11 protein-coding genes and 6 pseudogenes are annotated in these 15859 nt (G+C 41.6%); 1 reads left to right on the top strand and 16 read right to left on the bottom strand.

Annotation, left to right across the window (positions count from 1 at the left end):
* Positions 1–248: 248 nt before the first annotated feature.
* The 15 genes and pseudogenes from ICC18_RS34170 to vanR all read right to left on the bottom strand — a co-directional run bounded on the left by ICC18_RS34170 (position 249) and on the right by vanR (position 11077).
* Positions 249–371 carry a DUF2716 domain-containing protein gene (locus tag ICC18_RS34170; RefSeq protein ID WP_312029642.1) on the bottom strand — a complete coding sequence of 41 codons (123 nt, stop codon included), beginning with the start codon at positions 369–371 and terminating at the stop codon, positions 249–251.
* 158 nt (positions 372–529) lie between these two features.
* Positions 530–985, bottom strand: a complete 456-nt coding sequence (locus ICC18_RS32135; protein ID WP_188178485.1) for a hypothetical protein — start codon at positions 983–985, stop codon at positions 530–532.
* Positions 986–1231: 246 nt separating this feature from the next.
* Positions 1232–1765, bottom strand: coding sequence for a histidine phosphatase family protein (locus tag ICC18_RS32140; RefSeq protein WP_188178486.1), 534 nt, complete (start codon positions 1763–1765; stop codon positions 1232–1234).
* Between the two features lie 395 nt (positions 1766–2160).
* Positions 2161–2424 (bottom strand): hypothetical protein, encoded by a 264-nt coding sequence (locus ICC18_RS32145; RefSeq protein ID WP_188178487.1) that lies wholly within the window; start codon positions 2422–2424, stop codon positions 2161–2163.
* A gap of 377 nt (positions 2425–2801) precedes the next feature.
* Positions 2802–2939: pseudogene (locus tag ICC18_RS34175) on the bottom strand (immunity protein Imm33 domain-containing protein); the annotation flags it as partial.
* Between the two features lie 9 nt (positions 2940–2948).
* Complete coding sequence (locus ICC18_RS32150) at positions 2949–3149, bottom strand: phage lytic cycle repressor MrpR family protein (RefSeq protein ID WP_312029643.1); 201 nt, start codon at positions 3147–3149, stop codon at positions 2949–2951.
* Between the two features lie 375 nt (positions 3150–3524).
* Positions 3525–4585 (bottom strand): annotated as a pseudogene (gene murG / locus ICC18_RS32155) (undecaprenyldiphospho-muramoylpentapeptide beta-N-acetylglucosaminyltransferase).
* Positions 4586–4591: 6 nt separating this feature from the next.
* A pseudogene (locus ICC18_RS32160) lies at positions 4592–4888 on the bottom strand (FtsW/RodA/SpoVE family cell cycle protein); the annotation flags it as partial.
* 63 nt (positions 4889–4951) lie between these two features.
* Positions 4952–5641, bottom strand: a complete 690-nt coding sequence (locus tag ICC18_RS32165) for a FadR/GntR family transcriptional regulator (RefSeq protein WP_188178488.1) — start codon at positions 5639–5641, stop codon at positions 4952–4954.
* A gap of 3 nt (positions 5642–5644) precedes the next feature.
* The gene (gene vanX / locus ICC18_RS32170; protein ID WP_188178489.1) at positions 5645–6298 is read right to left on the bottom strand and encodes a D-Ala-D-Ala dipeptidase VanX; all 654 of its coding nucleotides are present in this window, start codon (positions 6296–6298) and stop codon (positions 5645–5647) included.
* 4 nt (positions 6299–6302) lie between these two features.
* Positions 6303–7335, bottom strand: a pseudogene (vanA, locus tag ICC18_RS32175) (D-alanine--(R)-lactate ligase).
* A pseudogene (locus ICC18_RS32180) lies at positions 7336–8293 on the bottom strand (D-isomer specific 2-hydroxyacid dehydrogenase family protein).
* A gap of 4 nt (positions 8294–8297) precedes the next feature.
* Positions 8298–9126: pseudogene (gene vanW / locus ICC18_RS32185) on the bottom strand (glycopeptide resistance accessory protein VanW).
* 135 nt (positions 9127–9261) lie between these two features.
* On the bottom strand, positions 9262–10392 hold the full coding sequence (gene vanS, locus ICC18_RS32190; protein ID WP_312029644.1) for a vancomycin resistance histidine kinase VanS: 1131 nt from the start codon (positions 10390–10392) through the stop codon (positions 9262–9264).
* Entirely contained in the window at positions 10373–11077 is a 705-nt protein-coding gene (gene vanR, locus ICC18_RS32195; RefSeq protein WP_188178491.1) for a VanR-ABDEGLN family response regulator transcription factor, read from the bottom strand. Before vanR ends, vanS begins: the two co-directional genes overlap by 20 nt.
* 1220 nt (positions 11078–12297) lie before the next feature.
* Between vanR and ICC18_RS32200 the strand changes: the two genes are divergently transcribed.
* Positions 12298–13902, top strand: a complete 1605-nt coding sequence (locus ICC18_RS32200; RefSeq protein ID WP_188178492.1) for a hypothetical protein — start codon at positions 12298–12300, stop codon at positions 13900–13902.
* A gap of 426 nt (positions 13903–14328) precedes the next feature.
* Here the strand turns inward: ICC18_RS32200 and ICC18_RS32205 are convergent, their stop codons facing one another.
* Positions 14329–15168, bottom strand: coding sequence for a hypothetical protein (locus tag ICC18_RS32205; protein WP_188178493.1), 840 nt, complete (start codon positions 15166–15168; stop codon positions 14329–14331).
* Positions 15169–15859: the final 691 nt, after the last annotated feature.

Below are 15859 nucleotides of genomic sequence, written 5' to 3' on the forward strand. Positions count from 1 at the left end.
AACCACAAACGAATAAAGGCAAAACTAAAAGGCATGAGCCCGGTACGGTACCGGACTCATGCCCTAGAAGCTGCCTAACAATATACTGTCTAACTTTTTGGGGTCACTTCACGAGGCAAGCTCCTTCACTATCGTTCCTCGTTAGTTCAATAAGCATCGGTCAATATCTTAGCCACGTAGCAACACTTTGTGAAGCATAAGCGGATTATCATTTAACAAATAGCTAATTAGCCTTTCTCCGTAGATTGTCATTGTTTCTTCCCATGGGGACCTAAAATTCCCCATGAAAAATCCCTTGTTAGAAAGAAATGATAATCGCCATCTGGATAAATTGAAATTATCCAATCGCCATTATCCACCCTCCATGGCACGTGTCTTGGAAATTCCAGTCATTTCAAATGAAGGCTTTGCTTTCCCTGCTTCAATTTCATTTAAAGTTCCTTGTGCAATGCCTACTAAACGGTCTTTGTTTGTAAGGGTTATTAGACTAACGTACCCCCTTACTTTTATACTTTAAATTTAGCAATTTCTAAACGTTATAATTAAATTTGTTATTAATAAGTTTGCTCCATCTTTTTTGTCTCAACCTATAAAATATATGAGCAAACAATACAATAAAAATTGTTAATATACCTGCATTTATATCTATTGTATCAGCATAAAGAGTTTTGTTGTTTCCAATATCTTTTAGGTATATATTGTGGTCCCATTTTTTTATTAACTTACTATAACCATTATCTCTAATATGTTTAATGTCGTTATCAACAGAAATTACTATCCATTGTTTACCGAATGGTATAAATCCTAGAATATACATTTTAAGAAGATACCTACCTTCTTTCCATACTTCTGGGAGAGGATGTATTGGTAACTGCACAAATTTTACAAGTGGTTTTCCTATATAAATGAGAGATTTAGTTTTTCTTACTTCTTTAAATAATTCATCTGCATCACAGTTGAAAACCGACATCACTTTAACCAACATATCTCAGTCCCTCCTTAATACCCTCTTAATTGAAGAAACGCACCCGCTAAATTAATAAGACCTGAAAAAAACCACCACAACTGAAGCATAAACCTAATATCGGGACCTAATATTTTAGATTTCGATATCAATTCATTTTTTCCTCTTCAACTAAGCTGCACGTTACTTCAACGATCGGGGCAGATCGATGCGGCACCTGCTCCCGTCATTCACTTTCTTTTTTCGTTCTATTAAAAAGCTCTTTTTTCATTGGAATTCATACTCTTTCAATTCACAATTTCCAATATGAAAATGATAAAACTCTTTGTTCGTCTGCTCATTAAAATAGGCATTAATTACTCTACAGACGCCACCATGGGTTACAATTAGAACATTCTGATTTCTATATTTTTCTTTTATTTCATCAAGTACATTAAAAATTCTTTGTGCAACTTGTAAAATCGACTCACCGCTATACAGCTTACTTGGAAAATGTCGTTTTGCTTCTTTAAAATTTTCATTGTCTCGATTAATTCCTTCAAATTCCCCGTAGTCCTGCTCTATAAGTCTGTTATCAATTACGATATCTTTACTGATCGAACTTGAAAGTATTTCAGCCGTTTTAACTGCTCTAGACAAGGGTGATGTTATTATGATATTAATTTGTTTCTCATGTAATATTTTTGATAGTTCCTCTGCTTGCTTTTCACCTTTATCCGTTAATTGGACATCAGTCTTTCCACAAACTCGATTTTCATAATTCCATTCAGTCTGACCATGTCTCACAACATATAGTTTCAAACAATCATCTCCAAAATATTTGAATATCATTATTGATATTCGACGGGCGGATTAATGTAACCTGCCCTGTTGTTGTAGAAATCTGTCCGTTAACGTAATGAAGCTGCCGATCGTGCCGGCAGCTTCATTCATTGATGCTTATTCAACTATAGTTTCCGTTAGTTGAACGTTCAAACTCTTTATGCTTCAATTCGAAATCATCTGATACTTCATTTCCTTCTATATAGCTAGACGTAATGATCAGCGCCCTAGTGGCTCGAAGTATTGAATTATCCGTTGTTTCCCTGCGCGGGTGCCCTCGTTTTCTAATATTCTCACTCAATGGAATTCGAACTCACTATCATTAAATACTATACAGTATTATAAATTAATTTAGCGAGATTGTAGCTCAACTTCTAATGATTTATACGCTGTTTAATAAAATCAAGCATTTTATCAAAATTTTTAAAGGCATATTCATTACTAAGTGAGCTTTCATAACCGTGCCCAAGTTTAGCTGCACTTCTATCGTAGTAGTTAAATACATGGGTGATATCTAGTTCTGTCATACGCTTCTCCAAATCTACGGCCTGATCGGTAAAGGTCGCATCATTACCGTCCGTAATAAATGAAGGAGGGAAATCTGAAATCATATGTGAAATAACATTTGATTGATCCACTTGAGAACTGTTCCTCAGGTTATTTGTATCAAAATAAATTCTTCCAAGGGACCCAAAGACAGTGTTAGTAAACAAGACGCCCGTCTTGTCAAAACGAGATAGTATGGATTCGTTTAAATAACACCAATTGGTTTCGTTTTGAATTTTATAACACCATTAGGTGTTGCGTCAAGCGGCATTTTGATAATTCCATGAATCGTATCCGGTTAGCTTAAAATATCTTGTTTACTCCAAAACTTCTTATTACTTGTTCTATCACAATTAATAACTCTCACCAAATTATCCTCCCCGTTACTTCAACGGAAGACGGCAACCGGTCGTCTGGCCGGCTGCCGTCTGTTATTGAGCTATCGTTTCCGTTAGCTCAACAATCAATTTTCTAATAAAGTCGGGTCAAACCAAACATCCTCATAATCATTAGCAATTAAAAATCTCCAGCCAGGTGCTAATCCCAGATATTTCTTAATATCTGATCTCCATTCATCAATATGTTCTACGTGTAAGGGAGCAAAGAATCAGGGTCTTCAGATGCGATCCTTGCCGCCCTTTCCATTATTGATGCGAACCTGACAGTAATGAAAATCAATATCCGTCAGCCGAATATTGATTAATTCGCTGACGCGGATACCAGTATACATGAGCGTCTTGACAATCATCATATCCTGGAATTTTTTCGACTTCCAGACAACCTCGTAATAACGCTTGAGCTCCTCCTCAGTTGGAATTTTTGATTTCTCTACTTTCTTGACATTTGTCCAAGCTTTGGTTTCGTCAAATTCTGGACGACCCCTTACATCAAAATGGCCATGATCGCCTACTACGAAGACTTAAACTAAAAAAGCGTCAAAGAGACGCTTTTTGTCTTGTCTGCTAACCTTGTTGTCTAAAATCCCAATAAATCCCTCTGTCATAAAGTTTGACGCCAAAGAGTCGGATTAGAGCAAAGATCAGAAAACCTACCAAAATCCCCGTCATATCCCGCGAACATTGTCCGTCAGAAACCTCGCAACAGCAGATAAAGCATCCAACCAATAGGAATAAAAATCAGGATATTGGCCAAGTATGACAATCGCCTATCCGATTTCGCGAAATCAGGACGTTTAGCTATACGTTTCAATCAGCTTGACAATCGTTTCTACCGCATTCGTTTCATTGCGGGATGACATGGCTTCTTTGTAGGCTTCACGCTTCGCATAGAGCGTTTCAACACGTTCAGCGAGGGATTCGGAGGTTAGCTCTTCTTCCGGAAGCACATCGGCGTAGCCGGCCTTTTGGAACGATTTAGCATTTAAAATTTGATCGCCTCTGCTCGCCTGCAGCGAGAGTGGAATGAGAAGCATCGGCTTTTCCAATAAGAGAAATTCATAAATCGAAGTGGCTCCCGCCCGGGAAATCACCAAATCCGACATCGCCATGACATCCGGAAGCTCGTCAAAAATATATTCGAATTGTTTGTACCCTCTCTTGCCGGAGAGATCTTGGGAGACATTGCCATTGCCGCAAATATGTACAATTTGGAATTGCGCAAGCAACCTGTCTAGATTATCCCTGACGGCCTGGTTAATAACTTGAGAGCCAAGACTGCCGCCCATGATCAGAATAACAGGCTTCTGGGAATGAAAATCACAGAGGTAATAGCCTTTTGAAGCTTTCCCGTTTAAAATTCCCTCACGAATCGGAAGTCCCGTTAAAATCGCTTTTTGATCCTGCACATGCTGCATCGATTCCGGAAACGTGACACAAACCTTCGTTGCAAAAGGAATCGAAATTTTGTTGGCAAGTCCCGGCGTCGTATCTGACTCATGGATAATGACCGGGATCTTGTTCATCCGGCTTCCAAGAACGACCGGGACGGAAACGAACCCGCCTTTCGAAAAAACGATGGCGGGCTTCAACCGACGTAATAATCTATAAGACTCGTAAACACCTTTAATGACTCTGAATGGATCTTTGAAATTTTTGAGATCGAATATCTGCGCAATTTCCCGGAGGAAATCGGATAAAAAGGAACGCCTTCGCGCTCGATAATTTCTTTCTCGATACCGGTGGCTGAACCGATGTAGCGGACTTCCCAGCCTAATTGCTGAAGCTTGTTCATCAGCGCGATGTTCGGCGTGACGTGTCCCGCCGAACCTCCTCCGGTAAAGACGATGGTTTTCATTCCATGTCACCTCGAATAACGGGATATATTAAGCAGGATGCCGATCGATGTCAACATAAGCGTCAATGATGACCCTCCCGTACTTATGAGCGGCAGTGTAATGCCCGTGACCGGGAACATCCCGATCACTACGCCGATGTTAATGATGACTTGCACAGCAATCATGCCGATAATGCCGACGGCGATGAGGCTGGCGAACGTATCAGGGGCCGTAATGGCCGCCCTCATGCCTCTCCACACGAGAATCGTAAAGAGCAGGAGCACCAGCGTACCGCCGATAAAGCCAAGCTCCTCGGCAATTAGCTGGATGCCATGGATAGTTGTACCAGTTACTATAGGGGCAGCGGCAGCGTACAGTGAAATGTTTCATTTTACCGACTGCAAATCGTTCTCGACCTGGGCGAGATGCTTCGCCATCGTCGCTGCGGCCAGCTTCGGATCTCTGTCGCGGATCGCTTCGAACAGCTTCTTGTGCTCCTCAAACAGCTTGCCGGCCGTATCCTTCCCGCTGTAGAGCCATAGCTTGCGGCTGTCCTTGATGGTGCGGAACATCGCCGCGGAAATGTGCGTCATCATCGTTTCCAGAATCGCGTTGCCAGACGCTTTGGCGATGGCGAGATGAAAGTTCGTATCGTAAATCTGGCTGATCTCTTCGTTGCCGACGGCGTCGCGCATTTGCCTGATGATTTTGCCCAGCTCTTCGACGTCTTCGGCGGTCCGGTGCTTGGCTGCCAGCTCGGCCGCTCCGACCTCGAGGATCTTACGCACCTGGAGCACCTGCGACAGCTCGGCGTTCGAATTCTGTAGCGATTCCAGCACGGCCAGCGGCTCAAGCCCTGGTCTCTTGACGTACGTGCCTCCGCCCTGCCGGGATTCGACCAGACCAAGCGCCTTCAGATGGCTGAGCGCCTCGCGCACCGTCGAGCGTCCAACACGGTACTGCGCCGCCAGCTGGTCGATTGTGTCGAGCTTCTCCCCCGGCTTGATCAGTCCCGCTTCGATAATGCGCCGGAGCTCGTCTGTAATGATTTCGTAATTCTTCTTCTGTAAATTCATGGGTTATTTTACTATTAGACAATTTTTCAACAAAAACTTTTCACTGTCCAGTGATATAGGAAAATCAAAATAGGTACTGGGATATGGCTCTTTTTTCAATGAATAATGCCACCATTCACAATCATATGAGTTAAAACCGCTGGACTCCATGATAGAACGCAATAACCGGCGGTTTTTAGTTTCAGCATTAGTGATTCCCTTAGCGCCGTGATGGGAGATGACATCCATCAGATCAAAATCACCGCCCATCGGAACAAGAGCGCCGGTATCTGCTCGATAAAGAGTCAGATCAATTGCACTACCACGGCTATGACTCGATTGAGTCGCTACGTAACCCTTCTGAATCATTTCGGAACGGTTGATATTAGGATAATGCTTTGATTTTGTACGCCCATCTTCAGGCTCTTCAGACCATTGTACAAAGCGATTCACAGCGCGTTGCGGACGATAACCGTCCCAGAGAAGCAAGCCATACCCGAGATCAGCTGCCTGCTCCTGTGCCACAAGCAGCGCGGCAGCCAATGCATTGGTGCCAACAATACGATTGACTTCATAACCATCGACCGGTTTTCCGGTGAAATTGTCCCATGTGGCATACTTAGCATCCCAACGAATTCCGGGGAGAACTTCATCAAGGAACACAAATCCTTTTTCCATATGCTTATCCCTCCATCGCTAATGCAACCACGCGTTCAATCACATCGGCAAGCGTTAAGCCGGCGGCGGCCATCATTCTTGGATAGCGGCTATATGAGGTACAACCAGGCATAGTGTTGACTTCATTGAGCACGACTTGCCCGTCTTCCTGTAGAAACATATCCACACGAGCAAGCCCACTACAACCCAAAGCCCGGTAAATCAGCTTCGCTGTTTCTTGTACCCGTTTCTTATCCTGATCTGAAATATCGGCTGGAACCTTGATCGTAGAGTTTTCAGAACCGTTCTCCGGATTTTTTTCCTGATGGATTCTGAAGAAGCCATGTGATAACTGGATTTGATCCACTTCACCAACAAACAAGTCGTTACCGGTTCCGAGCACTGCGCAGCCTACCTCGCTGCCGGAAATCATTTGCTCAATCAGAATTTTTGTATCATATTGCCTTGCTCTTTCGATGGCTTCTGGCAATTCGTCCAAATTGCTTACCTTACTGACACCAAAAGACGATCCGGAACGGGCTGGTTTAACAAAGACAGGATAAACAAATTGCCCCGCGTCTGGCATGTCACCTGTGTTGATTGTCAGAAAATCAGGCGTAGCGATTCCTGCGTTTCTTACGATCGCATAAGTCAAAGACTTATCCATGCACAGCGCTGAGCTCTGGATAATCGCAGCCTACATAGGGAATGCCGGAAAGCTCCAACAGTCCCTGCATGGCGCCATCCTCCCCCATTTTTCCATGCAAAACTGGAAACACAATATCCAGGCGGATGATCTTACATTCTCCTTGCTCCAACACAATCAACCCGTGGACATTTCTGTCCGGCGACAACATGGCAGGAATGCAATTTCCGCTTTCCCAATTCGCATCAGGATAATCACAGAGCTTCCATCCACCGGCTTGGGTTATCCCGATGTAAAGCGGATCAAATTTCTCTGGGTCAAGGTTTCTGGCGATCTCCTGTGCGGATTTTATGGAGACAGCATGTTCTTCTGAACAGCCTCCGAATAAAACGGCAATCTTGAGCTTGGTCATTTATCTTTCTCCCCTTTCGAATTCTAAGCAATTCTGAATCGTGTTCTCCACGATATCTTGCAGCGCGTGTTCTGTGTAAAAAGCGGTATGCGGCGTAATAATCGCATTCGGCAATTTTTGCAGTCGCAGCAGAAGTTGATTATGGATCGGCTTGTTTGTACAGTCGTGATAGAATATACCTTCTTCGCCTTCAACGACGTCCAATGCGGCGCCCCCCAGCCTCCCATTTTCCAGAGCCCAGATCAGCGCCTCTGTGTCAATTAGAGAACCGCGTGCGGTGTTAATAACTAAGGCCCCGTGTTTCATGCTTTTGATTCGCTTCCGGTCAAGTATATGGTAAGTATCAGCATTGAGCGGCATATGAAGCGTCAGGATATCACTTTGCCGCAGCAGTTCGCCCAGAGTAACATATTCGGCCTTAGCTTGTGGATACAAGTTGTAAGCGAGTATGCGGCATCCGAAGCCGTTTAGCCGATCAATAACCGCCTGACCAATGCGGCCTGTCCCCAATATCCCCACCGTCATGTCGCGCAGTTCCCGTCCCGGTACAGCACAAAGCTTGTAATCATGGACGTCTGCCCTGCATAAAACCGACTTTGCATTTCGTATAGACATGAGTATCAACATCAAAATCTGCAACGCTGGCCGGCGAATAAGCTACATTACCAATAGTAATGCCAAGCTTTTCAGCCGCTTCAATGTCAATGTGGTTGCAGCCTATGCTTCTTGTGGATATGTAAGCGACGCCGTTTTCTTTGAGGGCGCGAAGAGTGGAAAGATCTATTTCCGTTTTATGGTTAACGCTTATACAGCAATTGCCTGATGCCAACGCGGCGTTTTCTGCTGATACCGCTGACTTCATGATCGTCAGTTCAACACCATAATGTGGTGAATACCTCCTGAACATATCCGCTTCGTCCTTTTCACATCCGTAAATCGTGATCCCTGTTTTCTCCATTGTGTCAACCATCCTTTTTTATGACCTTGATGTGATCGGGCAATTTATATCCGATCTCACAAACATTTTTTATATACCAATGCCGAGTTCATTATCTGATTCGTCGTGTTGGAAATCTGGTTTTTCCAAACATCCACCTGTTCATAAACAATATTGTTCTCTCTGTAATAGATCAGATCTCCATTTTTGACTTCATAATGACAGCCACTGTCTTTATCTGAAAAGACGCTGCCAGTCATGCATTCCTCATCAAAAGCGATACATATCTGAAAGGTATATTCCGTTTCATTTTTTACCTTCAGGTCAATCCATCCCAGCGACACGGTCGCGTCAACACCCATCGGAGCGTCGCTTGGCGGTTCGGGGAAGTCTTTGATGACATGCCCGCGCCGTTCAAGAATGGTCAAAGGCGTGTGCAGAAACATCCAGAATAACAGATTGCTCATTTGGCACATGCCACCCCCGTATTCCGTGGTCAGATTCCCGTCCTTCACTATCAACCCGTCTTTATAAGGCGTGTGTTTATCCGCATGCCGTATGGCCTTCCAAAAGGAAAAGGTCTCGCCCGGCCTGATGATTAATGTGTGTAATTTTGCTGCGGCAAGCTTCAGGTTGAAAACCTTGTTTTCCTGAAAGACCATATCAAAACCTGTTTGTTGGTTATACAACGGGCAGCTTGTTTCAAAAACCTTGTAGGGCAGTATGGTTTTTGAAAAGCTGTTCGTATATCTGTTTTTATCCAGATGCATCCCCATGTAAAAGCAGAATGCGCGCTGCCTTTTTCTAAAGGGTAAAAGCATAGGGAAAATTTGGGTAACACGTTTTCTTGGCATAACAAAATCCTTCCTTTCTGCAAAATAAAAGCCTGTCAGCTTTGATAAAACCATGTTATCAAAAGCCGACAGGCCGTATTTTAATATGGAGTTGTTTAATTCCTAAGAAAATCCTAACATCAGATTGATGTTTTCCTAATGTGTAATAGGTAAAGATACCGTAAAGGTAACTGTGTTATCTTTGCTTTGGGCCACAATGGTTCCTCCATGCAGGGTGACGATTTCTTTTGCGATGGACAACCCTAACCCGGAACCGCCAGTGTCGGAAGTGCGCGCTTCATCCAAGCGATAAAACTTCTCGAAAATAGCTGCCAGCTTGTCCAGTGGAATTGTATTGCCTTGATTTTGAAAAACGATCTTTATATAACCCTCTATTTCCTCTGCGGAAATAACGATTTCCGTGTTTGGGTAGCTGTATGCGGCCGCGTTTTTCAGAATATTATTGAATACCCGCGCCAGTTTCACCGGGTCGCCGTATACGGTCAAATTTTCGTCTGCGTGAAGTACAGTGGTATTTCCTTTTTCGGATAGGATCGGATAAAACTCGTCTGTCATTTGCACAAGCATGTAGTAAAGGTCTATCGTTTCCTTTTCCAGCTTGATTTGCTGCAAGTTGTACCGGGTAATTTCAAAAAATTCGTTGATTTGTTTCTCCAAGCGATAGGCTTTGTCGAGTGTAATGCGAGTATATTTAGCTCTCTGCTCCATGGGCATATCGGGAGCCTCGTCCAATAAACTCAAGTAACCAATTACAGATGTAAGCGGAGTCCTGATGTCGTGGGCCAAATAAACGACCAAATCATTTTTGCGTTGCTCCGCTTCCTGAGCAGCCTTTTTCTGTCTTTTCAAGTTGTCCTTTATGGTATTCAGACGATTTTCCATGAAATCCATCTCCGGGGAAAGGGAGATTCTATCCTCTGAATCTTCCACAAGCCGATCCATGCCGGAGCTGATTTCATCAAAATATTTTGTGAACCAGGAGATAGAGAATCGAGAAAGAATGACCAGAAAAAACAGCGTCAAAAGAAGCAGAATGATATTTAAGTTATTGCGAAATAAATAATGATAGATTTTCATTGCATCGGAATAGTCCAGATAAAACGTATGAATCAGAAATTGAACGATGCGATCTCCAATCTGTCCACGCAAAATATCCCGCAACAAAAGGACGGTACCAGCAGCAGTGACAGTAATCAGTAGCATCTGTAAAAAAGCTTTTCGCTTCAGCCTTGCATAATTGCCCTTCTTATTGCTTTTCAATTTTATAGCCGACCCCCCATATTGTTTTGATATACTTTGGGTTTTCTACAGTGTCGCCCATTTTTTCACGCAAGTGACGGATATGAACGGTGATCGTATTGTTGCTTTTGCTGTAATACTCGTCCTTCCAAATCTCATGAAATAGTTCCTCGGCACTCACCACGCCGCCCTTTCGCTCCAGTAAAATGCGGAGTATGGAAAACTCGGTGGGTGTCAGTTCAAGAGGTTTTTCATTCAGTAGGCACTCATGCTTGTTTACATCCATAACCAAACCTGAATGGACGATTACAGGCTCTGTGACAGGTGCAGACTGCGTCGTATTGTATTTTTTATAGCGCCGCAACTGTGCTTTTACACGCGCTACCATCTCAAGCGGACGGAACGGTTTTGTGATGTAGTCGTCGGCACCCAAGGTTAGCCCCGTAATTTTATCCGTCTCTTCATCTTTGGCCGTCAGCATAATGATGGGATAGGTATGCTGTTCCCGTATTTTCTGGCAAAGCATAAAACCATTGATGTCCGGCAGCATAATGTCCAGAATTGCAAGGTCAAGCTCCGTCGTTTCAATGCAGGAAAGAGCTTCCTTTGCAGAGTAAAACTTGAACACTTCATAATTTTCATTTCGCAGATACACTTCTATTAAATCCGCTATTTCATGTTCATCGTCAACAATGAGAACTTTAGCGCACATGATTTTCAGCTCCTTTCAGACAGAACTCAACATCCTACTATTTTACTAAATTCGGCAACTATATTTATGATTTCTCGCATGAGAAATTATTAAGATTTTCATAATAATTCCCGGGGGAAGTCGTGAACATGAGATATTCTTGAATGAATTTCAACTTTCGGACTTCGTTTATCATACCATCTTCATCTGTAAATTCGCTGAAGTCATACATTCGATAGAAATTCAAAGCCCGCATAAGAGTTTCTTCTATGTCGCTTAAAAAATTGGAAGCAGGGTTGTATTGGATGTATCCTTGCTCACGAAAATGAGTGAGTAGAACGCTTCCAGCGAGTCGCTGGATGCCCGAGGGTAGTCTCTTCTTTCGTTCCTCTTCGTCTTCGCCTTCGATGAAATAGTTGTTTAAGAGGATTTCTTCAGCCTTCTCGATGATGTCGTCTTTATCAGTCCAAAACTTCCCCCAACACTGTACCTTTTCCCCAACTCTTGAAAATCACTAAAGTTGTACATGTAGAATTCGTATCCGAGATCGCGGAAGTCGATATTTTTCTCCTTACGCAGTTGCAGTTATACACGACGTAATCTATGGAATCATGCCCCTGTTTTCTGTGCGGCTTGTAATCTCGATGTATCCGGAATATGGTATCTTGATATTTCGCAACATAAAATAACAATAAATTACTATTAATGAAAATTCTTGATACTCGTAAATTTTCCTGCTTTGCTATTGATTATTACTGCCCTTAGCTAAATGAAATAAAGCAGATTGACCAATGTTATTCTATGCTTCGTGATTGCGCTAAACTGCCCGTTAGCGGAACAGGGCCAATTATGTCGGCAGCCTGTTTGTCTTGATGCTATCATAATTCGTTCATAACAAGCAGGGCTACAGTATGAATTAAAGAAACCTCACTTAATGAAATATAATGGCCTTCCCTTCAATTGCTACTATTAGTTGTTCAACTCCAACAATTGCGGTCTCAGGTTTCCCAACTGTTCCATCAATCCATTTGCTGATGGCTTGTAGAGTAGTATCATGAAACTCTGTAACAGTATCGGCTGGTAAATCGGATGTAGAAACAGGGTAAACCAGTTCAGAATGTGGTTCAAATAAAAAATCCCCCTACAAAAGTAGGAGGAGACCAGTTTGGATGGGTCAGGCAAAGCCTTGCCCCGTTTACCTCGGCGAATGCCGAGAGGCTATCTGATACTAGGAGGTATATATGCCTACAGAAGTTGAAGTTGAAGTATTATTGTTTTTGGCTCAAAAATATAAAGAAATAGAAGATGAGCGAAAGAAGAAAAAAGAACAACAAGTAATGGTAGAACAGATAATTCAAGATATTACAACTTTTATAAGTAATTTCATTAATAATATGCGTACAGAACAATTTAAATCTACATATGAATCATTAGTTGGTTATTATAAAGATATGAAAAGATCGACAGGAGCAGAGGGTGTATCTGTTTTTCAACTAGGATGTAGAGGGGTACTACAAGATACTGAAAATTTTATTATAAACAGGAATAGTACAACATGGGACGATATCTTAACAGAAACTTATCTTTTATATGCGCAGATAGTATGTTTTATGGCTGCGTCGTATATAGAATTGAATGAGTTATATGGTTATGAACTCGAAGAGAGTATAATTGAGATTTATGAAAAAAATTTAAAACTATCTTTTGATCTTGAAAGAGTTTTTTTCAATGGTTGGTATGTACATCGACTTCAAAAAAACGACAATTTTTCAAGAGTAGAACGATGGAGATCTGTATATTTAACTCATACGAAAAACCAAATGATACCCTACCGGCTTTACCGAGATAAATTAGTAAATTTATGGCAACAAGAAAAAGTAAACATTGATGCTAATTTTAATAGGAAAAGTCCTGAACCTCTATATGGTGGATTTGAATTTCCGAGGTGCTCTGACTTCTCAATTGTAGAGGATACAGAGGATAAAACCAGAAGATATTTAGCAGTAAATGACAGGGGAGTAAAAGACCCAAACATTTCCTTTGCTAGTATTATTAAAGACATACCGTCCAATAAAGTGGAGAAAGACACTGAGGTTTGTTTTGAAGTAGTATTAAAATCCCTGAAACCTGGTAGGAAAGTTGTAATAGCAATATATGAACTAAGACCTTCGGACAAATCTGTTATAGAGAATGGCGAAGCTAGCTCAGCGGAATTAGAAATTGGAGAAGAGTGGGTAAGTCAAAACATTAGGTATAGAAAACAATTAGATGAAACAAGTATTCGATTTGAAATTTACTGGTACGATAGAGAACCAGATAATTTATTAATAGATAAGTCCTATATTACATTGTCAAAATCCTATCCAACTCTAGAGACAGCAGATACAGATTATGACACATTGTATTTCTGGGGATGGAGATCAGAGGAGCAAAGGTGTCGACACATATCCTTTCACTATGACTTGAAGGAGGCATATAGAACAGGACAGTATATCTATGTACATAATGAGGGTGGTGCATTACGTGATCCATCTATTCATCAAGATTCTTGGATTACGCTTAAACATGAAGAACTGGGAAAGGAATTTGTTTTTGAAGCTTTTGTAAAAAATGAACAAGATGTCACACGCAAAATCCAACTAAGAATTTGGGAGCTAGATGGTGGCAATCTTTCTCCTAAAGACGAACATACTGAAACATACGAAATCACTAATGAATGGACTAGAGTTCAAGTTCGCTACAAAAAACAATACCCAATTACATTTTTAAGAAGTGAGATATATTGGTTTGATCAAGAACTTGCACCATTATTAATAGACAATGCTAGGTTATACCAAATTTGGTAGACGCTTTGCTTAATTCCTTAATCAACCTTCCTGTAAAAAATGTTCTTTGTCAAAAAAGGAGCGCCTCGGTATTTTCGATCGGCACGATGGTAGTTAGTCACTTTGATAAATTGAAACCTCGAAAAATAATATTAAGAGACGGTCACCAACTTACAAGAATGCTATGAAGTTAATAAAAGTTCTACGGGAAATAGATCCTTCTATTCGAGCTATCAATTTTGGGATATATGAAACCATTAATTAAAGAATAAAACTTCTCCTAATCTTATTTCCTGCCAAAGCATAAAAATTACGGCCATAACCGCCATTATCCTCGATATCAGTCACAAGAGCTCTACTCTGTTTCATTTTCAAATGAAGTCATCGAAATTTTCAACTTCCAAGGTCAGGATACATTAAACGTGTAGGCCGAGCAATTAGAAGCTATTAGCAATGAGACACATTAAAGCGGTTTCCATCGATGTCATAGAAATGGAATAAGACTCTTCCTTTTTCCAAATGTCCCCCTACGTCTCCGCACTCGACGCCATTGTCTCGTAAGAATTGGTGATAACAAAAGAAATCCTTTCGTTTTTTTACCAGAGTCAACGGACGAATTGTCCCATCGATTTTGCCTGTATAAACATCGCTCGGGAGCTGTTCCAATATCCAAATGGATTGTCTTGAATCCGAGTAGTTTTCACTCAGAGACATGACAAGATAACCGTCTTCGATATAGTCCTCGTGTACGTTCATTCCGACAAATTCTTGATACCACTTGCCGGACACGCGTAGATCGCGAACACCGATCCTTGTGCATGATGGTCTGAATCCTTTACTCCTTATTGTATTGTCTTCTTCTGCCGTGAGCGGCGTACCTTCCGCTGTAGCCCAGAAATCAAAGTATTGTTTGCCATCAGGGGCAAGGTAAAGATCGGTGGCCCGAATCCCGTTTTCGATAAAATGGTCGTGTATTTTTTGTAAATTTTTTGTTCGCCAGCACCAACGAATGTGAGGATCAATACTTCCTCTTTCAGCATAATGAAACGGGAGTTTTTGCAAGGTCAGAACGGAGTTAAGCCAGGTGCCATATCCGAGATGGGTCATTCTTCCACTTTGAATGCGTTGATCAGGCCACCACAATTCCTTTCGTTTTACTTCCCATCCCATGAAAGTCACATACCAATCAATAGCCAGATCATGATTATCCCATAGCACATCAATTTCTCCGCCATCATAAAACAATTCAGGCACTGCTTTTGCTTTCACGGTCCGACTTAGTGTCATGAACAAAATTTCCTCCTTGACAATGTTTATCTTCTATTGCCATGGATGACAGTTAAGAATGTATGTTTTGGTAAACTCATCCACATATATAATAACGAATATATGTTCGTTTTTAAAGAGGCTTACATTTTTATTTTTCCAAGTTACTGCTCAATAGCTTAACGGAGCTGCTTCCATTAATGCATTTCCAATTCCAAGCTTTCGAAATGAAGGAATAACATTAAAATCATTAATTTCCGGTATGTCATTTTCAACAAAGTAAGGATAGTAAGATGTATCTAGAAGATGTAAGCTTCCTGCAAATTGCAGGTCGCCGCGGCGCTCGCCCCAGTCATAACCTTTTCGTTATCTTTCTCAGTTAATTAATTTCTTCAACTCATTCATTAACTTTTTCTTCAATCCATTCAAAGATTCATCACTGGGTTTAACATCATCAGAATACATGGTTTCTCTAGGGGTCCACCAAACAGGAGCTTTAGGGTTTGGCTCGGCCAGTCTTCTTGGGAAAATGTGCCAACGCATATGGGGATCACCGTTGCCAAGAAGTTCATAATTTAACTTGTCCGGTTTGAATGCGTTAAAAACATCTTCAGATACAATGCTTATTTGCGCAAGAAACTTTTCTTTAAAATCTATATTTTAATTCGTGAAGTTCTGATTTGTGTTCCTTGCATAAAAATAGCGTATAACC

It is taken from the genome of Paenibacillus sedimenti (assembly GCF_014534655.1).
Classification (GTDB): domain Bacteria; phylum Bacillota; class Bacilli; order Paenibacillales; family NBRC-103111; genus Paenibacillus_E; species Paenibacillus_E sedimenti.

Coding starts and splice junctions, on each gene's coding strand:
- ICC18_RS32200 (WP_188178492.1), top strand. CDS start 12,298: ATGCCTACAGAAGTTGAAGTTGAAGTATTATTGTTTTTGGCTCAAAAA.
- ICC18_RS32135 (WP_188178485.1), bottom strand. CDS start 985: ATGTTGGTTAAAGTGATGTCGGTTTTCAACTGTGATGCAGATGAATTA.
- ICC18_RS32205 (WP_188178493.1), bottom strand. CDS start 15,168: ATGACACTAAGTCGGACCGTGAAAGCAAAAGCAGTGCCTGAATTGTTT.
- ICC18_RS32165 (WP_188178488.1), bottom strand. CDS start 5,641: ATGAATTTACAGAAGAAGAATTACGAAATCATTACAGACGAGCTCCGG.
- vanX (WP_188178489.1), bottom strand. CDS start 6,298: ATGGAAAAAGGATTTGTGTTCCTTGATGAAGTTCTCCCCGGAATTCGT.
- vanR (WP_188178491.1), bottom strand. CDS start 11,077: ATGTGCGCTAAAGTTCTCATTGTTGACGATGAACATGAAATAGCGGAT.